15 protein-coding genes and 2 pseudogenes are annotated in these 20,073 nt (G+C 54.4%); 12 read left to right on the top strand and 5 right to left on the bottom strand.

The genetic code is table 11. The features are described from left to right. Positions 1-11: 11 nt before the first annotated feature. The 9 genes from QF045_RS19575 to QF045_RS19535 all read left to right on the top strand — a co-directional run bounded on the left by QF045_RS19575 (position 12) and on the right by QF045_RS19535 (position 10,303). The gene (locus QF045_RS19575; RefSeq protein WP_124429294.1) at positions 12-2,609 is read left to right on the top strand and encodes a fimbria/pilus outer membrane usher protein; all 2,598 of its coding nucleotides are present in this window, start codon (positions 12-14) and stop codon (positions 2,607-2,609) included. Between the two features lie 496 nt (positions 2,610-3,105). Then, positions 3,106-3,582: a fimbrial protein gene (locus QF045_RS19570; protein ID WP_124403775.1), complete on the top strand. Its 477-nt coding sequence runs from the start codon at positions 3,106-3,108 to the stop codon at positions 3,580-3,582. A 98-nt stretch (positions 3,583-3,680) separates the two neighbouring features. Then, positions 3,681-4,175, top strand: a complete 495-nt coding sequence (locus QF045_RS19565) for a hypothetical protein (RefSeq protein ID WP_306493673.1) — start codon at positions 3,681-3,683, stop codon at positions 4,173-4,175. Continuing rightward, positions 4,159-4,632 (top strand): fimbrial protein, encoded by a 474-nt coding sequence (locus tag QF045_RS19560; RefSeq protein ID WP_306493672.1) that lies wholly within the window; start codon positions 4,159-4,161, stop codon positions 4,630-4,632. The genes QF045_RS19565 and QF045_RS19560 overlap by 17 nt, the downstream gene beginning before the upstream one ends. Before the next feature lie 246 nt (positions 4,633-4,878). Next, positions 4,879-5,463 (top strand): fimbrial protein, encoded by a 585-nt coding sequence (locus QF045_RS19555; RefSeq protein ID WP_124403777.1) that lies wholly within the window; start codon positions 4,879-4,881, stop codon positions 5,461-5,463. Positions 5,464-5,519: 56 nt separating this feature from the next. Further along, positions 5,520-6,275 carry a molecular chaperone gene (locus QF045_RS19550; RefSeq protein ID WP_306493671.1) on the top strand — a complete coding sequence of 252 codons (756 nt, stop codon included), beginning with the start codon at positions 5,520-5,522 and terminating at the stop codon, positions 6,273-6,275. A 54-nt stretch (positions 6,276-6,329) separates the two neighbouring features. Then, entirely contained in the window at positions 6,330-8,900 is a 2,571-nt protein-coding gene (locus QF045_RS19545) for a fimbria/pilus outer membrane usher protein (protein WP_306493670.1), read from the top strand. A gap of 284 nt (positions 8,901-9,184) precedes the next feature. Beyond that, positions 9,185-10,090 carry a cation diffusion facilitator family transporter gene (locus QF045_RS19540; protein ID WP_124403780.1) on the top strand — a complete coding sequence of 302 codons (906 nt, stop codon included), beginning with the start codon at positions 9,185-9,187 and terminating at the stop codon, positions 10,088-10,090. Positions 10,091-10,153: 63 nt separating this feature from the next. After that, on the top strand, positions 10,154-10,303 hold the full coding sequence (locus QF045_RS19535) for a hypothetical protein (protein ID WP_164485249.1): 150 nt from the start codon (positions 10,154-10,156) through the stop codon (positions 10,301-10,303). Positions 10,304-11,047: 744 nt separating this feature from the next. Here QF045_RS19535 and QF045_RS19530 read toward each other — a convergent pair. Together QF045_RS19530 and QF045_RS27800 are read right to left on the bottom strand one after the other, a co-directional pair. Continuing rightward, entirely contained in the window at positions 11,048-11,434 is a 387-nt protein-coding gene (locus tag QF045_RS19530) for a hypothetical protein (RefSeq protein ID WP_306493669.1), read from the bottom strand. A gap of 3 nt (positions 11,435-11,437) precedes the next feature. Continuing rightward, a pseudogene (locus QF045_RS27800) lies at positions 11,438-11,662 on the bottom strand (beta/gamma crystallin domain-containing protein); the annotation flags it as partial. 89 nt (positions 11,663-11,751) lie between these two features. On the opposite strand from QF045_RS27800, the gene QF045_RS19525 reads away from it, so the two are divergent. The 3 genes and pseudogenes from QF045_RS19525 to QF045_RS19515 all read left to right on the top strand — a co-directional run. Further along, entirely contained in the window at positions 11,752-12,045 is a 294-nt protein-coding gene (locus tag QF045_RS19525; protein WP_124403782.1) for a hypothetical protein, read from the top strand. A gap of 131 nt (positions 12,046-12,176) precedes the next feature. Further along, a complete protein-coding gene (locus QF045_RS19520) occupies positions 12,177-13,508 on the top strand; it encodes an APC family permease (protein ID WP_256657896.1) in 1,332 nt (443 codons plus the stop codon). Positions 13,509-13,591: 83 nt separating this feature from the next. Further along, positions 13,592-14,041: pseudogene (locus QF045_RS19515) on the top strand (SDR family oxidoreductase); the annotation flags it as partial. 643 nt (positions 14,042-14,684) lie between these two features. Here the strand turns inward: QF045_RS19515 and QF045_RS19510 are convergent. From QF045_RS19510 to QF045_RS19500, 3 genes are all read right to left on the bottom strand, one after another. Beyond that, complete coding sequence (locus QF045_RS19510; RefSeq protein WP_306493668.1) at positions 14,685-16,094, bottom strand: site-specific integrase; 1,410 nt, start codon at positions 16,092-16,094, stop codon at positions 14,685-14,687. A gap of 331 nt (positions 16,095-16,425) precedes the next feature. Continuing rightward, complete coding sequence (locus QF045_RS19505; RefSeq protein WP_306493667.1) at positions 16,426-17,769, bottom strand: LLM class flavin-dependent oxidoreductase; 1,344 nt, start codon at positions 17,767-17,769, stop codon at positions 16,426-16,428. A gap of 1 nt (position 17,770) precedes the next feature. Next, complete coding sequence (locus QF045_RS19500) at positions 17,771-19,963, bottom strand: TonB-dependent receptor (RefSeq protein ID WP_306493666.1); 2,193 nt, start codon at positions 19,961-19,963, stop codon at positions 17,771-17,773. Positions 19,964-20,073: the final 110 nt, after the last annotated feature.

Raw genomic sequence — 20,073 nt, 5'->3', positions numbered from 1 at the left:
CAGGTAATCCCATGTTTTTGACGACTCATGCACCGCATTATGCCGGCCGTTTTTTTGCTGCCCGGCATTGGCTATTTGTTACGACGCTCGGCGCGGTTCTGCCCGACAACCTCGCACAAGCCGAGGAAAGCAATGCTGCTCTCGCGTTGTTTAATCCGGCCTTTCTACAAGGCCAGGAAAGAAGTCTGGATATGTCGCGCTTCGAACGCGGGAACGGGGCCATGCCAGGCTCATATCGCCTCGATGTCTACGTCAACCAGCAGTGGATGGGACGCCAGGACATTCGGGTGCGTGACGGCGGCGATGGGAAACCGTCGCGAATTTGCTTTACTCCCGCGCAGGTCTCCAGCCTGGGCATTGACCTCAAGCGCCTGCCTGAAAGCCACGCCCTTGAAAGCGATGACTGCGCGGATATCGGCCTCTGGGTCCCTGATGCCCATATCGACATGGACCTGGGGGCATTGCGCCTGGACTTGAGCATTGCCCAGACTTACCTGAACCGCGCAGCACGAGGCTACGTTGATCCAGGTGACTGGGACCGGGGCGTGACTGCTGCGTTCGTTGACTACAACAGCAATGCCTTTCATAACGATTCACGCGGCTCCAACAGCACAGAGTTCTACACGGGTATCAATAGCGGTTTGAACCTGGGGGACTGGCGTCTGCGCCACAACGCAAGCTACAACCGCAGCAGTAGTGTTGGCGAATCCCGGAGTAAGTACAGCGCGCTGAGCACCTATGCACAGCGCGACCTGACCACGCTCAAATCACAAATTACCCTGGGGGATTACTACACGCCATCCGAGCTGTTCGACAGCGTATCTTTCACCGGTGTGCAAGTGGCGTCCGATGATCGCATGCTGCCTGATTCCCAGCGTGGATTTGCGCCCTCCATCCGAGGCATGGCGCAAAGCAACTCTCGAGTGACCGTGCGTCAAGCTGGCAACATACTTTACGAAACCAGCGTGGCGCCCGGCCCGTTTGTCATCGACGACCTCTACAGTACTGGCTATTCCGGTGACCTAGATGTCACGGTGACCGAGGCTGACGGCCGTATCCACAGCTTCATTGTGCCCTTTGCTTCGGTGGCACAATTGCTGCGCCCAGGGACCTCGCGCTACAGCGTCTCTGCCGGTCAATACCGTGATGACCGCTTGCGCAAAGTGCCAACATTCGTCCAGGCAACCTATCAGCGTGGCATTTCCAACCAGGCGACGGCCTACACTGGCAGCGTCGTCGCCGACCAGTATCTGGCGGTACAGGGCGGTATGGCGTTGAGTACTTCGGTGGGAGCGTTCGCGTTCGATGTCACACAGTCCAACGCTTCTGGTCTGCAGTCAAGCGATGAGGGTACTGACCCACTCGATAGCACCGCTAGCGGAAGGAGTTATCGACTGAGCTACAGCAAGCTCGTCGATAGCACCAAGACTAACTTCGTCATGGCAGCTTACCGTTTCTCCAGCGAGGGCTACCTGTCCTTTAGCGATTATGCCCGAGCGCAAGACCTGACTGGTCCGGCACCTAACCGCCAGCGCAGTCGGCTTCAAGTGAACATCAACCAGCCATTGCCTGGCGATGCCGGCAGCCTGTACCTGAGCGGGTCGTCGCAGAATCACTGGAATAACGCCAAGAGCCGCGATACCAGCTTCCAGGCCGGGTATTCCAATAGCTATAGCTGGGGAAACCTGAGTCTTTCAGCCAGCCGTACCCAGGGTAGCAATAACAAGGACGATACCCAGTACATGCTGACGCTCTCGATGCCACTTGGCAGAGATCGCCATACCTCATACCTCACCAGCTCCACGACTTATTCGGGTAAAGGTGATGTGGGGACTCAGGTTGGGCTGTCTGGCTCTGTGGGGGAGCAGAGCGAACTTAGTTATGGGGTGTATGGCTCGCATGATCGTGCCTTCGGAGCCAGCAATAGCTCTACGGGGGCCAATGCCCAATACCGTATGGCCAAGACCAATCTATCGGGAAGTATTGGACAGGGGGAAGAGTACAAGCAAGTCGGTATCGGCCTTTCCGGCAGCATCGTGGCCCATCCTGGCGGCGTGACCTTCAGTCAGTCCAAAGGTGAAACGCGTGTCATTGTGGAGGCCAGGGGGGCACAAGGCGCGAGTCTGCTCAACAGCAATGGAGGCGCAATCAGCAGCAGCGGGTATGGAGTGGTGAGCGGCCTGATACCTTATCGTCATAATGAAGTTGTCATCGACCCGAAAGGTATGGCGGCGGACGTTGAGCTGGAAATGAGTTCGCAGAATATCGCACCGCGTCATGGCGCAATCGTGATGCTGAAATATCCAACCACTCAGGGGGCGCCGGTTCTGCTTAACCTGCGTGACGAGGCGGGTAATGCGTTGCCGACGGGGGCCGAAGTACTGGACGCTGAGGGCAATAGCCTGACCTTGGTTGGGCAAATGAGCCGAGCATTCATTCGTGCAGCGGAGCCGAAAGGTGAGCTGATAGTGCGTTGGGGAGACACGCTCGACGGTCAATGTCGCGTTTTGTACACCCTGTCAGCTGCAGCACGCAAAGATAAAGTGGATTTCGAAAAAGTCGACGCGTTGTGCACTAAACAATCAAGCACCTCCGTGGCGCTTAGGTAATGGCTACCGTTGAACTATAAGGTTAAATATGAGTCGCTGTCTGCTTGTTTTCTATTTCGTCAATTTCCAAGGCCGATGTCGGCATCCCGCTCACAGCGCAATTTTTGCACGGGATAAGGCGATTGGTTCTACCACTAACTGGAAAGAAAACACAAACTCTCAGCGCGTAGGGATGCTATGCCAGTACATGGGCGGGCGTAATGTCGGCATAGTGAATGGCACGCTTGTATCTGGATACTCAGATGCCTATCAGCCCAGTAATCCCGGTATAGGTATCCGTTTCAGAGCAACTACTTGGTATTCAGCTTCACAGCAAAGAGCGCTTCCATTTGATATTCCTGGGAATGGGCCCTCCGACTGCTAACCTTGCGTCACCATAATAAAAAATATGAGGGCTTCTGCACAGCTCGTCGTGGTGGGGCAGGTCTGTGCAGGCATTATTATGTCATTTCCAACCGCCCGCATCAGCTATTATGATTCTTAAGAGAGGGGGCCAATGAACGTGAAAATCAGCACGTTTCCAAGTATTATAGAAGCATCGTCCTGTAACGTAGATGGCGACATTATTGCCACAATGCCCAGGATTGAAATAAATCGACTCCCAAGCGTCGGAGCGGTCGCTGAAAGGACGCCTTTCACTATTGGAATGAATTGCGATTCTTCGATTGCTGTTCATATGGTCATCACTGATGCACTTAATCCGGGTAACATTGGGAATGTGCTGACGCTCAGTTCCGACTCGGAGGCAATGGGTGTGGGGTATCAGATTCTACGCGACAACAGCCCGATCAATTTCGGTCATGCCTCGTCTATTGCGGGCGCTTTAAATCAATTCAAGATTGTAAGTTCTACAGGTGGCACCGGGGGCCGGTTCCTGATTCCGTTTGATATCCAATATCAACGAACGGCGTCTTCGAGGCCGAAAACAGGCACGGCCAATGCCGTTGCGGTGTTTACCATGTCTTATCAGTAGTATTCAAATCGCACAATTAAGCGTCAGTACTGTGCGGTGAAAAGGAATGAATTGACTGAAGTTTCGCTCTAGCGAGGCAAAACCTAAAAGGTTGAATGATGAATCTTTATATACTCCCGCTGGTATTTTTGGGGGCTTTCTCGTCTCTATCAATTGCCGCTGTAAATATTCCCCTCGATAGCGCTGTTTTCGCGCGCGATAGGGAAGTCGGCTCGACCACCAACTGGAAAGCCAGTACTGGTTCTCAGGGCGTATGGGCGAAGTGTTCATACGAGGTGCGCAGTATAGGAACGATTAATGGCCCTCTTGTTCCAGGCTTTTCGGATGTTTATCAGACTAATAATCCTGGCATTGGCGTGCGTTTTCGGGCGACGTCGTGGGATGCAGTTTCAGTACAGCGTACTCTTCCGTTCGATGTTTCTGGTGTTGGAGCTAGCTGTAAACCCAATCAGGATGTATTAAAACACATGAAAGCGACTGCGCAACTCGTGATAGTCGGCCCCGTCAGCTCTGGAACGATAACTGCATTTCCGTCCGCCAATGTGACCTATATTGATAAGGTTAAGAGAGGGCGTAATGGATATCAAGATTAGCACTGCTCCAACCATAAAGGCGTCGACCTGTGATGTTGATGGCAATATTGATATCAAGATGCCAAACATTGGGCTAAATCGCCTTCTGGAAGTTGGATCGGTTGCCGGCAGAACGCCTTTTAATATTGGAATGAATTGCGATCCTTCGATTTCTGTTCATATGGTTATGACCGACGCACAGAACCCGGGAAACACTAGCAATGTGCTGTCGCTCAGTCCCGGCTCGGATGCAACGGGTGTAGGGTATCAAATTTTACGCGACAACAGCCCAATCAATTTAGGTCCTGCCTCGTCTATCGCGGGCGCTTTAAATCAATTCAAGGTTTTAAGTTCCACAGGCAGCGCCGGAGGTAGGTATCTCATTCCGTTTTATATTCAATATCAACGCACAGCGTCTTCCAAACCGGGATCCGGTACGGCCAATGCAAATGCAGTGTTCACGATGTCTTATCAGTAGCCTCCAGAGTGGTTAGTCCAGACCTCCTAGTCTATTGCGAAACCCCAGGTAAAAAATTTAGCCAATTTCTAATCAATCGAGGCCGGCCTGAAATTTCCCAAGGTGCATGGGAAATTTCCAGGGTGATCGCAGGGCTTTCCAATAGGCTCGCACTCGTTCGCGTGTAAAAATTTACATGCTGGCCGGCTGGATGCGGATAACGCTATTTGGTTGATATCAGTCTTATTGGATGCGAGGATCGAAGCTATGAAATTTCTTTGGGGTGTATCTGCGTTAACTTGCGTTCTACTTGGTGGGGTGGGTGTGGCGCATGCAGCAAGTAGTGGAAAAATTGAATTCTCTGGCGAGCTGATTGCGGCAAGCTGTACGGTCGCACCGGGTGCTGGTTCGTCAGGTAGCAATGGCAATATTAACGTAGATCTTGGGAAGGTTTCACTCAGTGATGTTGGTGATCCCGGTGTGGGCGTCACTGCAGCTACTCATATCAACTTGGACATTGATTGTTCATCGGGTGTGGGTGGCTTGAGTACAGTAAAAGTAAAGTTTGACCCGCTTTCTGGCTCTGGAATTGATAGTGCTGACGGTCGCCTGCTTAAACTGCAAAGTAGTGAAAAGGCGGCAAAAGGTGTCGCCATTGCAATTCTCAATGACAACAATCAAGTTCTAAACCTGAGTGCCAACGAAACGATCGATGCAGCGCTGAAGGTTGACGAGGGGAAAGCTACCGCTAACCTGAGCATGCGCGCTGCTTATGCGCTTAATGGGGCATCAGATGATGTTAAAGCTGGTGTTGGGAATGCGACCCTGCCTTTTACCCTGACTTACGAATAAAAAATTGCGATGGGGAGGATGATCTCCCCATTTGTAGCTTCGTGGAGGCGAATCAGGTGTTTAATAAGGCGCTATTTAGTTTTTCATTATTTCTATTAACCTTCTTTGTCAATCATTCGCAGGCAGCCATCTCATTGGGTGCCACTCGAGTGATTTTCGACGCTAAGCATCAAGAAGCTTCGTTGTCTGTGCTAAATCAAGGTGGTGAGGATGTACTGGTCCAGTCTTGGCTAGAGTCTGACTCAGCAGATTTTAACATTTCATCCTTTGCGGTCACTCCACCGTTATCCCGCCTATCGAAAGAGGGTCGTCAACAACTAAGGATACTTTACAGTGGAGAGGGAGTTCCATTGGATCGAGAGTCAATTGCTTGGCTGAACGTACAGGAAATCCCACAAAAAGCTAATGGGGAAAGTGTTCTGCAGCTTGCGGTACGCCAGCGGATTAAAGTGTTTTTTCGACCGCCTGGGTTGCCGGGTAGTGCGGTAGAGGCACCGACTCAGCTTAAATGGACGTTAAATAAACGTTCTCAGACTGCCGTACTGAAGGTTGAGAACCCAAGTCGATTTCATGTGTCGTTGACTGGATTGAGTTTGAGAGGCGCTGGTTACAATGATTTTCTAATGGGGGAGGGGCGTATGGTCGCCCCTAGTGAGAATGTAGAAATACCAGTCAATCCAATGGCTTCGGCTGCCAGTCTCAAATTGAATTTCAACGTCATTAATGATTACGGCGGACAGAACTCATATACGGCTGATCTATATATAGATAAAGTCAGTTCCGCTACGCCGAATACATTGGCTGACAAATAATTTTTATTCGCCAAGTTCTGTTGTACTGTCGAAAGGTTTGTTCTTGTGTTTTTTATGAAAAAAATCAGTGCTGAAAATCGCTCGGGTCTGTCCGCGCGCGTGCAGGAAAACACGGCGGCACCTCACGACTTGGCGGGTAAAGGTTTTAGACTTCGTAAGCTCGCTCTTGCAGTTGCCTTAGCGTTACCGGGGGCGGCCTATGCTAATTCCACGGGGAGCGAAGCAAATATTCCAGAGTTCGACCTTGCCTTTATTCAGGGCGGAGGCGAACAGCTTGACCTAGCCGAGTTTCTCAGGCAGGACAATGTTGCGCCTGGAACCTATCGTGTTGATATTTATGTGAACCGAGCTCTGACTGGGCGCAGAGATATTCGTTTTGATATCATTGATAAGTCAGGTAGGACTAAACCCTGTTTGACTCTGGAAGTGCTCGAAAAACTTGGCGTGGATGTGGAAAAGCTTAAGCGTAATGGTGTGATTGACACGGGCCTGCCGGACCGCTGTTATGACGTGAGTGAGTTAATCGACAAAGCCAGCGTTGAATACGATGCTGCTCGACTTCAACTGCATATTGGCATACCTCAAGCGGCTATGCTGCGAAGTGCCAGGGGCTATGTTGATCCTGCCCTTTGGGACTATGGTGTCAATGCTGGCTTCGTAAACTATCAATTCAGTGGACGTCGCAGTGAAAACTCAGGTAGCACGAGTGACTATTACAGTTTGGGATTGCGTAATGGCTTAAATATCGGTCAGTGGCGTCTGCGTAACGAGTCATCTTTGTCGGATGGCAGTGGAAATAAACGGCGCTTTACCAGCAACCGTATTTTTGCCGAGCGCGACATCACGTCGTTGAAAAGCCAATTGACACTGGGGGAAACTTACACCAGCTCTCAAACATTTGACAGTGTGCGTTTTCTCGGCATCCAACTGAGTTCAGACGAAGCCATGCTTCCCGATAGCCAACGGGGCTATGCGCCCGTTATCCACGGGACTGCGCAAACCAACGCGACCGTTGAAGTGAGCCAGAATGGTTACTTGCTATATAGCACTACGGTTTCCCCCGGGCCATTCGAAATTAGTGATATCTATCCCAGCGGATCAAATGGAGATCTTGAAATCACCGTGATCGAGGCGGATGGGAGTCGCAGTAGTTTCACCCAGGTTTACGCATCTCTACCACAGATGGTACGACGCGGAATGCTGCGCTATAACGCTGCCGCTGGCGAGTATGCGAGTAACAATCCTGATGACGCAGCGCCTTCACTGGCGACCTTAGGGTTTGCCTACGGCCTGACCAACGCCACAACCCTTGTGGGGGGCGTGCAGTGGGCTGAGGACTACAGGGCAACGAATGTTGGCGTCACACAGAACACGCCTCTTGGCGCCTTCGCGATAGATGTCACCCAATCAAATAGTGAAACCCGACAGCAGCGAAACCGAGGGCAAAGCCTCAGGTTGAACTATGCGAAAACACTCGCCGCTACCAATACGACTTTTACCCTAGCTACTTACCGTTATTCGACTGAAGACTATCGGACATTGGGCGACCATGTCACCGACCTGCGATTCATGGACGGTAACCACAGAGGGCGTGCGAAAAACCGTTTTGATATAACGATAAATCAGAGTTTGGGCTCGAGGGGAGGATCGTTTTATCTGAATGGAACTGAACAGCGTTACTGGAATTTACCCGGCAGTTCTCAGCAACTTCGCGTCGGCTATAGCAATAACTGGGGCTCGATCAATTATAATATTGACACCTCCTTTAGCCGTAACGATGCCTCTAATTATAAAAATGATAAAAAGCAGGTTGCTCTGTCGATCTCTATGCCTTTGGGAAGTTCACAGCGATCGTCGCGTGTCAGCTCCAATCTGAATTATGACAATCAAGGGCGTCATTCAACACAGATGGGGCTTAATGGCAATCTTCCGGGGCAAGATGATGCTTATTACAACCTCCAGGCAGGGCATGACAGCAGCGGGGGGGGCTCAGGGTCCGCAAGCCTGAGTGCGGTCACCTCAGTGGCTCGGGTGAATGCTGGTTACAGTCAAGGTCGTGATTATCAGACTTTTAGTGCTGGCGCTTCCGGTTCGGTAGTAGCGCATGCCGGAGGAATTAATCTAGGTCAACCCGTGGGCGACACATTTACCCTTGCAGAGGTGTCTGGGGTATCTAATGCAAAATTTTCCAGCCACGCCGGGGTTATCACCGGAAGGAACGGCTACGCGGTAGTACCCAGCGCTCAGATATATCGGACCAACTGGCTTACTCTGGATGCCCGTGACCTCGGGGCGGATACTGAGCTGCTGACCACCGCCCAACAACTGGTTCCCCGTCGCGGTTCCATAACACTAGCTAGCTTCGCGGCGGAAAGTGGGCGCCGAGTACAATTTGAGTTTCGAAGCGTAGACGGTAGCCCTATACCCTTTGGGGCTAGTGTTCAGGATGAAAATGGCAAAGTGCTAGGCGTTCTAGATCCAAAAGGTATGGCGCTTGCCTTAGTTGACCAGGAAGAATCGACTCTGATTGTAAAATGGAAAAGCGATAGTTGCCAGGCACATTATATTCTAGCACCACGAAAGCTCGATACAAGATTTGATAAAGTTCAGTTAGCATGCAAATGAGGGGAGTAAATTTAGGCGTTATTGCCAGTCTCTATTTTTGTTGAAGGTGTTAATCAGTCATCTCGACAGATATTAAATGTTTAGGGGGTTAATATGGGAAGCGAAATTATCGGTTGCTTAATTTGTGGTGCTATTATTTTGATCGGAGTGCTTATGCACTTCGCAAAGTGGAAGGTATAAGGCACGCCGCTTTATCAGCTCATCTGTCAGGTCGCAGCTAGTTATCAGACTATTGAGCGGTAATCGCAGTCAGCAGTTAATTGGTATTTTACAGAGAGAGTTACTTGAATAACCGAAGTGAGCAGTCGTTGCTCCAACAATCTACCGTCATGATGTTAGCAGTAGCGATCGCTGGGATTGCTACTGGTTTCGTTACGGGCGCTCAATCCGTCCTGTTCGATGGTTTTTTCTCGTTGATTGCAACCTTTATCAAAGTATTAATGCTGATTACAGCCAAACTGATCGCCAAGGAAAGTAATCACCGGTTCCAGTTTGGCTTCTGGCATTTGGAACCCATGGTGTTACTGATCGAAGGCAGCTTTCTGTTTTTGATCGCAATCTATGCATTTCTTAACGGAGTGTCTGGATTCATCAACGGCGGTCGTGAGATTGAATTAGGGATGCTGATCATCTATGCGGCAGTGTTTACAGTCGTCGAGTTCGCCTATTTTTTCTACATCCGTTATCGAAACCGTGAGCTTAAATCAACGCTGATTCAGTTCGATAACATTAGCTGGTTGGTAGATGCGATGTTATCGGTAGGACTGCTTGTCAGCTTTCTCACTGCGTTGTTGCTCACGTCACGGGGCTATGGTCATTTGGCCGTATATGCCGATCCGCTGATTTTGATCTTGCTGGCACTGAGTATATTGCCTCCCGCTTTCAATATACTGCGTCCGGCCTTGCGTGATGTGTTGGGCATGGCGCCAGACCAATTGGACAACAAAGTGCGACAGGTGATGGACGCGATTAAAATCGAGTACGGCTTCGAGCATTACGTTTCTTATGTACAGAAGCATGGGCGAGCGCGATTTATCGAGATCCATATTGTGCTCTCGACTGATTATCACGTGGAAGCGGTCGGGAACCTGGATACGTTACGTGACGAAATCTCGGCGAGATTGGGCCACGCAGATTCGGCACGGTGGCTGACGATTTGTTTTACGGGGGACCGGAAGTGGATTGTTTGATCTCTACGTGGTCGTCACTGAAGTGGGCAAGTTGCAAGGTGGACGTAATCAGCGGGAATGCGAGTGAGTTTGAGCGATAGTGCGTTTACCTTCTACGATGTTGCTGGTGACCGGGTCCGCACGGGCAAGCTGTGGTCGGTGCTGTCCGACAAGTTCGATCTGGAGCGGCGGTTATGGATCATACCGGCGGAGGTGATGAACAACTCCAGTTAGTGGTACGAAAACCAGGTAACTCCCTTTCTGAAGATCTGCGAGGTGCAGGTCATCAGGTGGGGCGTTCCATGGCTCTGAGCTTGATGAAGAAGGTCGGGATCGCCAGCCGCCAACGCAGGCCCCACAAGTCTTCAGACGTCGAGTCTTTGGTGGCTGAGCAGAGCTGGAGCGTGAGGTTTACGTAGCTAATACCGTTCGCGGACGTCACCTATATCCAGCTCGGTAAGCGCTGGATCCGCGCTCGGTAGTTTTGGATCCGTTTGCGGCCGAATGGCGGGATGGGCGTATTCATTGGGCGCCGATGCGGCACTGGCAAATGAGGCGGAGGGCTGTTGAATTGATAGGGCGGCCTGAGGGCGTGCCGTTTCATTCTCACCAAGGCTGTCAGTACAATAGTCAAATAATTCAGGGCTGAACTGCAAGCACATAAGCTGAAGCAGCGCATGTGTCGAAAAGGGCAGTGTTGGGATAACGCATGATTGAGCTTTTTTGGCAGTTTGAAGTCCGAATGGGTACCCTAGAGAGGTTATAGCCCGGAGTATAAGGCCCCGGTAGACATCAACCTATATGTGGTGCACTGCAACAGCGCAAGGCGCTACGGTTACAAGAGCTATCGCTCGCCGATGGTGGCGGAAGAGCTAGCGGTGTGAGAACCGAAAAAACTATCTGCAATTACTGGATCAGTCCAATGCGACAAACCCCTTAATCCGCTGCTCTCTTGCGGGGGATTAAGGGGATTAAGGTTTAACGGACAAATGCGACGCCGTTACTGCTCTCCTTGATATTCTCGATGATAAGTTCGAAGCGATAGTCCTTTCGTTTGACCAGCTTCCAGCCTGCCGGGAAAGTTTCAGGATAAGTGATGAAATTTAGAGAATCTGTCGGCGCATCATACATAAAATAGGCTGCGCCAATTTCCATCGGAACCTTGTTTTTATCAAACAGGATGACAGACGTGACATACATTCTTCCATCATTGGGGATAAGCCCGACAATCTGGAAATCATCATTTACAAGAATATTTACCGGATTATCGATGGTATATGTCTGGACGAAAACATAATCTAGCGCTGTGTTTTCTGAACTGTTCGTTAGTTTAATCGACAGAAGTTGCGTATTTTTCGGTGCCACAACAAATTTGGAAAGTCCCTGAATTTCAGTGATGTCCGATGTGGACTCTGTCCATACTTTATAAATTTGATCAGCTTGTGAGTCCCGAAAGTGTCGCCATCCATGAACCAGACTTTGTTTGCCAATTTTAACAGAGAGAAAAGTATCATTCAGTTCCGATGGAAGCTCATAAACTACTTCCCTTTCTTTATACTCATGCGGCGTACCACTGAAATTTTTTTTGTTGATAAAATGTGGCGCCGATTGAGCTATTTTTTTGATCCTTCATATAACGCTCCTTTTTGAGTAAATCTTCCAGATATTAACCTAGCAGGGAATTGGATAAAGCGCAAGAAAAGGCACTGGAAGAAGAGTGCTTTACCCAGGAAGTGGAAAACGGTTGCCATATCGAAGTCAGGGCCCGGGAGCGCGAAGACGCCGATATCGAAGTGTTGGTCAGCGTCTATACCGCGACGGGGCAATGCGTGGTCGAACGCACAAGGCAACTGCCCGGCGCCGAATGGACCGTGCACGACGGGCTCAAACGCGGCATCGATCAGGCGGAACGGATTGCCGGCGGGGAATCGGGACGCTTGCCCTGCGCTGACGCGCATTTGCACGACGACGATTGACGGAGGCGCTGCGCTGGTCTCCCAGCGGAAAACGGAACTTTGGCGGCGCGGGCATTTCCCATTGTAGATAGCCCTGCGTCAGCCGGCCCGCGCCGGATGATCGCTCATTGCAACCCACGCCAGAGCCGCCCATGCCCGTATCCAGCCTGACCCAAGGCGCACCCTCCAAACCGTCCTTGCGCCGCGCCGTGACGGGGCCGATGTTGTTTCTGTTCATCCTCGGCGATGTGCTCGGCGCCGGTGTGTATGCACTGGCCGGCACCATCGCCGGCGAGGTGGGTGGGGCGATCTGGGTGCCGTTGCTGGTGGCGTTGTTTTTTGCCATGCTCACGGCAGGCTCGTACGCGGAACTGGTGACCAAGTACCCCCATGCTGGCGCCGCTTCGGTGTTCGCCGAGAGGGCATTCAAGTCACCGCTGATTTCATTCCTGGTCGGCTTCAGCATGCTTGCGGCCGCCGTCACCAGCGCAGCGGGGCTGTCCCTGGCGTTTGCCGGCGACTACCTGGCGGCGTTCATCGAGGTGTCACCGCACCTGGCCGCGCTGATATTCCTGGCAGTGATAGCGCTTCTGAATGCGCGCGGTATCAAGGAGTCGCTGGGCGCCAACATGGTCATGACCTGCGTCGAACTGTCCGGGCTGCTGTTGGTGGTGGTGGCCGCGGCCTGGTGCATACAGTCCGGCGAAGCCAACCTCGGCCGCGCGCTGGAGTTCAAGGCCGGAGTCAACCCGATGCTTGCCGTACTGGGCGCGGCATTGCTGGCGTTCTATTCGTTCGTCGGTTTTGAAACGTCGGCCAACCTGGCCGAAGAAATACGCGGCGTGCGCAAAGTGTATCCGCGTGCGCTGTTTGCTGCGCTGGTGACGGCGGGCGTCGTATATATGGCGGTCGGTGTCGCCGCTTCGGTGGTGCTGCCGATGGACAAGCTGACGGCCACATCCGCGCCGTTGCTCGAAGTGGTGCGTGCCTCGGGCTTGAGCATCCCGCCCCAGCTCTTCGCCTTCATCGCGCTGGTGGCGGTCGCCAACGGTGCGCTGCTGACCATGGTAATGGCCAGCCGCCTGGCCTATGGCATGGCCCGCATGGGCCTGTTGCCGGAGCCACTTTCGCACGTGCTGCCCAAGCGGCGTACGCCTTGGGTCGCGATCATCGCCAGCACCCTGGTGGCCATCGCCCTGACCTTGACGGGTACCCTCGCGGCGCTGGCCGAGACGGTCGTGCTGTTGCTGCTCTTCGTGTTCCTCAGCACCAACCTGGCGGTGCTGGTACTGCGCCGCGACACCATCACCGAACAGCATTTTCGCGTGCCGACCTGGGTGCCGGTGCTGGCAATTGTTTCGTGCTTGATCCTGCTCAGCCAGCAAAGCCTGGACACCTGGCTGCGCGGTGGCGCGCTGATGCTGCTGGGCATGGCGCTGTACGCATGCAACCGCTTGGCGACACCGGCTGTAGGCCCAGGCTAACCACTCATCTGATCTATATCCCCGGCTGAAAAATCCCTGTAGTGCCCTTAGGGCTTGAACACCGCCAGCAGGCAATTATCGGCCTGGAAGACATCCCTGACGAGGATTGGCTAAAGACCTTTAACGTTAACGTCACTGCGATGTTTCGCATCTGCAAGGCCGCGCTGCCGCACATGGTCCAAGGCAGTTCGATCATCAACACCAGCTCGGTCAATTCCGATGCGCCCAACCCCACGCTGTTGCCGTATGCGGCGACCAAAGGCGCGATCGCCAACTTCACTGCGGGCCTAGCGCAGATGCTCGGCAAGCGCGGTATTCGCGTCAACAGTGTGGCGCCCGGGCCAATCTGGACGCGATTGATCGTATCGACGATGACCGAGGACTCCGTGAAGAGTTTTGGTGGCAATACGCCGCTGGGGCGCCCCGGCCAGCCAGCCGAAGTCTCGCCCATCTATGTGCTGCTGGCGTCGGATGAGGGCAGTTATATCTCCGGTGAACGTTACGGCGTGACAGGTGGCAAGCCTATTCTTTAAATGAAGCGAGGCATTCGATAACGACGACGTAGGCGACTTTCTGGTTGAGCGGCTCAGCCAACGGGGGGGGGGCGATGCCGCAGAGGCACTAGCAGCGCTGTTACCGTTGTCCATCACACCATGTACCGTCCGCTTGCTGGTCAGCTTGGATGCTGTCCGCCTGATGGCGATGGACAGGATGAAACGGCACAGCCGGGATCCTGCTTTCTAGGCCTTGATACTCCCAGAAAACAAGTCCAGAATTAAGTCTTTTCCTGCCCAGGAAAGAAAAGAAACCCCTTAGATTTCAATGAGTCGGACGCCAGATACGAGTCTCGTTTCCCTCTCCAAATACACAAAAACGCCGCTTACTGAGCGGCGTTTTTGTTTGTGTGTAATTTGTTGGGCTGCGTCGATGGGAAGTCGCGATCTCCACATTCGTTCCGGCGCTTTCTGCGAGAACCACCCCCTGAGCCCGTTTCTCAGGAGTGTAGCTGCAGGCAACAGGCATTCGAAAAACTAGCCGCCGGTCGAAAAGCAAGACTTCATCCAAGGTGTGGGCTGGAGTGTGGGCTGTGAGGTTTTGCAGCCAAACCCCAGAAACGAAAAAGCCCTGAATAGTCAGGGCTTTAACGTACAAATATGGCGGAGGCGATGACATCTCCTATTGTGTCTTAAGTCCCCCCAAACCATCCTGGCCGATCAAAATGTCGATGAGCTTCTCGCTCAACAGGTTCCAAGCTTCTTTTTTCTCTGCAGCATAATCATGGTGTAAGTAGTGACGGCGGACCCGGGAACCTGCCAGCACGTGGTTCTGGCACCGGTCTATCACATCAAGGCTTACCCCCGAGGCTTGCATCATGGTTGCACCCGTTCGTCTCAAGTCATGAGGTGTCCATTCCCCATTCAAACCACCGGAAAGCACCAGGGTGTCATCATGTCGGCGACGTGCAAGCGGCTTGCGATTTTTGAAACGTGATTGGCGGTCCCCCACCTGTTTGCTGACGACCTTCAGATCGACATGCCCATCATGATGCTTTGCGGGGAAGCACCATTGAGAGTGTCCTGTGAGCTGCCGAAGCTTGCTGAAATAGTGGGTTGTAAACGCAGATAGGAACACGTGGTGGTCCTGCTTCTTTCTCCGGCTGCCTTTGACGTTTGCAACGGGAATAAACCAGACGCCATTTTCCAGATCAACGTTTTTCCATTCGGCCTGAAGCAGTTCACCGATCCGGCATAACGCTCCCAAACAGATCCAAAGTGCAAGTTGGGACTCTGGTTTAAGTGGGCGAATTCCATCGTACTTTTCGCCGGCAGGTAGCGCTGCATAGTCGGTGGTCATTTTCTGAAAGCGTTGGTGTAATTCTTGAAGTTCGGTGGGAGAGAGGATCCGAGTTCTCTCCTCCTGGTAGTCACTGGGTATAAGCTTATCGATTTCGACCAAGTCTGCTGGATTTCCGTCGACCAGCAGTGTTCGCCATGGCTGGCGTTTCTGCGCCCATCCAAACATCTGAACGATATCCGAAAAAAGACTGATGGCCTGCCGAGTAGCACCTCGAGCTATTACGGAACGCACCAGGCCCCGCAAGTCATGTTCACTGACTGTACTGAGGACTTTAGAGCCAACGGCGGGGTAAAGATCTTTCGCGAATTTTCTCCGTAGCTCGGCATTACCATCCTTTCGTGCCACGCCATCGCGAAGCCATTCTCCCGCTAGGTCAAGCAGCGTTAGCTCCTTAGTTTTTTGCTGATCGGCTTCTGCGAGTTGTGCAGCCAGTTCCGCTTTTAGTCTGACCTTCTCTGCGCGCTTGTTCTCATTAGGATTGATCCCTTTGGCTACAAGGTCTCGCGCTTCGTTGCGCTCCTTGCGGATTTCGGTCAACGACTTGCTTGGCCAGGTACCGCACGAGAAGCGGGTGTAAATCCCTGCCCAGCGAAACTGGAAGTAAAAAGGGATGGCGATACCTTTTTTGCGGAGTGAGACTCTGCCCGCGAGGCTGCCTTCGTCGCGTATGATAATGCCGACATCCTGCTCGGTCAGTGCTTCCAATTCCTTGGCAGTGAGCTTGGCCATAATCAACCTCCTGATAAGTTTACTCCCACATTTACTCCCACTGATTCGTCAGCTAAGGGTAGATCAGGATAGAGGTCGTTGGAAGGGTGAGGCGCTAAAGGTGCCTTGTTTTACTGGGCTTTAGGATTCTATAGGGGAATGGCGCGAGCCATGGATGACTAATGCTTAACTGCATGGGGTGCTAGGGGTCGAGTGTTCGGATCACTCCGTCCCGACCATATTCACTGAGTAAAATCAGGCAATTGAGCCGATCAACTAGATCGGCTTTTTTGTGCCTGCGATTTCGACCCCCCAAGTCAAACGCACCGCGGAAATATTCTGAGCCTCATCGTTAAACGAGCCTCTCCAAACCCACCCCCACAAACCGATTCCCCGGCCGAACCAACCCCAGATTCTCCCGCAAAGTACTGCCACTGTATTCCCGTCGAAACAACCCACGCCGTTGCAGCTCAGGCACTACCCACCGAGCCACATCCTCCAGCCCACCTGGCAGGTGCGGCACCAGAATATTGAAGCCATCCGCCGCGCCTTGTTCAAGCCAATGCTGCATCTCATCCGCGATCTGAACCGGTGTGCCGATCAAGCTGTGATGACCGCGTCCGCCCGCAATCCGCCGTCCCAGTTGCGCCAGTGTCAGGTGTTCGCGCTGGGCCAATGCGCTCAGCAGTTGCTGGCGGCTGCGTTGTCCGCTCTCGGTCAGCGGCAGTTCCGGTAGCGGCCCATCGAGTGGGTAACCGGACAGGTCGAAATTACCCAGCATGCGTCCCAGCAGGGCGACGCCCACCTCTGGTTCCACCAGGTTCTGGAAGGCCTCGAACTTGGCCTGTGCCTCGGTCTTGGTCTGCCCGACCACGACAAACACGCCAGGCATGATCAGCAGCGAGTCCGCCGTGCGTCCGTAGCGGCCCAGGCGTGCCTTGAGGTCGCTGTAAAACGCCTGTGCGTTGGCCAAGGAGGTTTGTGCGGTAAACACCACTTCGGCGGTCTGTGCGGCCAGTTCTCGACCGGTCTCCGAGGAGCCGGCCTGTACGATCACGGGTTGGCCCTGGGGTGAGCGCGCCACGTTCAGCGGGCCTTTGACTCGGAAGTGCTCGCCGACGTGGTCGAGCACGTGACGCTTTTCGGGGTCGTAGTAGCGGCCGCTGGCCTTGTTGCGCACGAAGGCGTCGTCGTCCCAGCTGTCCCACAGCCCGGTCACGACCTGGTGAAACTCCCGCGCGCGACTGTAGCGTTCTTCATGGCCCAGGTGCTCCTCGCGGCCGAAATTCAGCGCCTCGGCGGCGTTGTCCGAGGTCACCAGGTTCCAGCCTGCGCGCCCGCCGGAGAGGTGGTCCAGCGAGGCGAATTTGCGCGCCACGTGGTAGGGCTCGTTGTAGCTGGTGGTGGCGGTCGCGATCAGGCCGATATGCTCGGTCACGGCGCTGAGCGCCGAGAGCAGGGTGAGCGGTTCGAAATGATCCGAGCGTGCCATCTGGCTGGCGACTTCCCCGGTGGCGGCGGCGATGCTGTCGGCGACGAACAGCGTGTCGAACTTTGCCGCTTGCGCTACCTGCGCCAAGTGCTTGTAGTGGGCGAAATCCAGCCCGGCATTGGCCGGCACATCCGGGTGGCGCCATGCGGCCACGTGGTGCCCGGTGGCCATCAGGAAGGCGCCGAGTTTCAGTTGGCGGCTCATCTTAGAAATCCTTGCGCAGTTGCACGCCGAAGTAACGCTCATCGTCACGGGGTACGGCGCGGTAGATGTAGTTGCCGCCGCTGGCCAGCAGCGGTGAGTAGGATTTGTCGGCGAGGTTCTTCGCCAGCAGCGCCACGCGCCAACCGTTGGTGTAGTCGGCCAAGGCGACGCTGGCGTTCCAGATGCCGTACGCGCCTTGCTTGGTGTCCAGGTTCTGACTGATGTCGTATTGCACTTCGCTCTGCCAGTTGTAGTCGGTGCCCAGTTCGATATCCAGGCCATTGTCCAGCGGGATCGTGTAATCGGCGCGCACGTAGCTTTTCCAGTCCGGGCTGTACGGCAGTGGCTTGCCATTCACATTGCAGGTGGCCGCCGCGCCTGCCGGGCAGGCGAATTCATCGATGCGCGCGCGGGTATAGGCCAGGGCGCCGGACAGCTTGAGTTGCTGGGTGGCCTGCAACGCGTAATCGAGCTCGACGCCTTCGGTGCTGACGCTGCCGGCGTTGATCAGGCGCGTCACCACTTGGCCGGCGACGGTGTCGAAAAAGTTGGCCTGGTAGTTGTCGTAGTCACTGTGGAACACCGCCAGGTTGGTGGTCAGGCGATTGTTCCAGGCGGTGGCCTTGATCCCGGCTTCCCAGGTGTTGGAGGTTTCCGGCTTGAGCGCCTCGGTGTCGCGCGGCTGCATGTTGAAGAACACGTTGTACGCCGGGCCTTTATAGCCACGCGAGTAAGTGAGGTAGCTGGTGACGTTGTCGGTAAGGTCGTACTGCACACCGAGCCTGCCGGACCAACCATCCTCGTCCACCGAACCAGAACTTGCGGTGGCCGGTTGAATGCCGCTGACGGTAGTGGCCGAGGTGGACACGCGACGGTGGTCGTACTTCAGGTCGTCGTGGGTGTAGCGCAACCCGGCAATGCCGCGAAAGCGCGAGGTGAAGTTGAGGGTGGTCTCGCCGAACGCCGCGTAGCTGTCGCTGGTGGTGCTGTAGTCGGCGACGCCACGGTCGGTGCGCGCACTGGTGGTCAGGGTGCGTTGATAGGTTTCCTCGTCCTTGCCATGCATGTAGAACAGGCCAGCGACGTATTCGAGAAATTCGCCCTTGGGTGAGGCCAGGCGCAACTCCTGGGAGTATTGGTCGAACGCCAGGTCGCCCTTGTCGGCGGTGCCGGGAAAGGCAGCAGTAACCGTGCCGAGGCGGTCGCCGTCCTGGTACTGGGTGTTGTCCCAGCCGCGCCAGGCGGTGATCGACGTCAGGGTGTAGTCGCCCAGGTTCCAGTCCAGTTGGGCCGACAAACCTTTGTTGGTGTCTTCGACATGACTGCGGGTATCGGTGTTGATGTCGCGGTTGTCGTTCGCGGCGCGCACCGGGCTCAAGGCGTTGCTGAAAGCCGGGCTCAGGGACTTGCTGACCACGCCGTTGGGCGCGTCATCGTGGGACTGCATGTAGTCGGCAATCAGGGTCAGCTTCACGTCGTCATTGGGCGTGAACTCGAGCTTGCCGCGAATACCTTTGTGGTTGTAGCCGTTGACCTCCTGGCCGTTGTGCCGGTTGTCGACGTTGCCGTCATAACTGCCGAACAGGGTACTGATCGAACCCTTGAGCACCTCCGGTACCAGGCTGCCACCGATGCCGAAGCGGGTGCGGCTTTCATTACCGCTGTAGAACGACTGATCGATAAAGCCGTGGGTGTCGGCCGTCGGCGCCTTGCTGGTGATGTTCAGCACACCGGCCGACGCGTTCTTGCCGAACAGCGTGCCTTGGGGGCCGCGCAGCACTTCGATGCGCTCCAGGTCCAGCAGGTCGAGGGTGGCCTGGCCGGGGCGCGCATACACCACGCCGTCGATCACCGTGGCCACGGTCGGTTCGACGCCAGGGGAGGTGGAGATGGTGCCCACGCCGCGCACGAACAATGAGGTGTCCTTGTTCGAAGCGCCGGTGCGGAAATTCAGCGACGGCACTTGCTGCGCGATGCTCGCCACACCGTTGCGGTTGTCCCGCTCCAGTTGCTCGCCGTCGAGCACCGAGACCGCCACCGGCACTTTCTGCAATGACTCTTCACGCCGGGTGGCGGTGACCGTCACCGCTTCGAGCGTAGGTTGCTGTTCGTCGCCAGCGTAAGCGCCGGGGGCGGGAAGGGCGCTCAGGCCGGCTAGAAGCAGTAAGGATGTGTGCCGTGGAAAGTTGTGCATAGAGTGCCCGCTCGAAAAAAAGCCCTGGTCCGCTGCGGTTCTGCGACCGTCAGCGCCTGTAGAGATGTCGTGGGCATTCGCTCGAGCGAGTAGCAGACACCGCGCTTTGT

The organism is Pseudomonas sp. W4I3, from assembly GCF_030816195.1.
Taxonomy (GTDB): Bacteria; Pseudomonadota; Gammaproteobacteria; order Pseudomonadales; family Pseudomonadaceae; genus Aquipseudomonas.
This window is presented reverse-complemented; position numbering and strand designations above follow the sequence as displayed.

Bases quoted from the DNA above. Each gene is read 5' to 3' on its own strand.
- QF045_RS19575 (WP_124429294.1), top strand. From the start codon at position 12: ATGTTTTTGACGACTCATGCACCGCATTATGCCGGCCGTTTTTTTGCT.
- QF045_RS19570 (WP_124403775.1), top strand. From the start codon at position 3,106: ATGAACGTGAAAATCAGCACGTTTCCAAGTATTATAGAAGCATCGTCC.
- QF045_RS19565 (WP_306493673.1), top strand. From the start codon at position 3,681: ATGAATCTTTATATACTCCCGCTGGTATTTTTGGGGGCTTTCTCGTCT.
- QF045_RS19560 (WP_306493672.1), top strand. From the start codon at position 4,159: ATGGATATCAAGATTAGCACTGCTCCAACCATAAAGGCGTCGACCTGT.
- QF045_RS19555 (WP_124403777.1), top strand. From the start codon at position 4,879: ATGAAATTTCTTTGGGGTGTATCTGCGTTAACTTGCGTTCTACTTGGT.
- QF045_RS19545 (WP_306493670.1), top strand. From the start codon at position 6,330: ATGAAAAAAATCAGTGCTGAAAATCGCTCGGGTCTGTCCGCGCGCGTG.
- QF045_RS19520 (WP_256657896.1), top strand. From the start codon at position 12,177: ATGCCCGTATCCAGCCTGACCCAAGGCGCACCCTCCAAACCGTCCTTG.
- QF045_RS19510 (WP_306493668.1), bottom strand. From the start codon at position 16,094: ATGGCCAAGCTCACTGCCAAGGAATTGGAAGCACTGACCGAGCAGGAT.
- QF045_RS19505 (WP_306493667.1), bottom strand. From the start codon at position 17,769: ATGAGCCGCCAACTGAAACTCGGCGCCTTCCTGATGGCCACCGGGCAC.
- QF045_RS19500 (WP_306493666.1), bottom strand. From the start codon at position 19,963: ATGCACAACTTTCCACGGCACACATCCTTACTGCTTCTAGCCGGCCTG.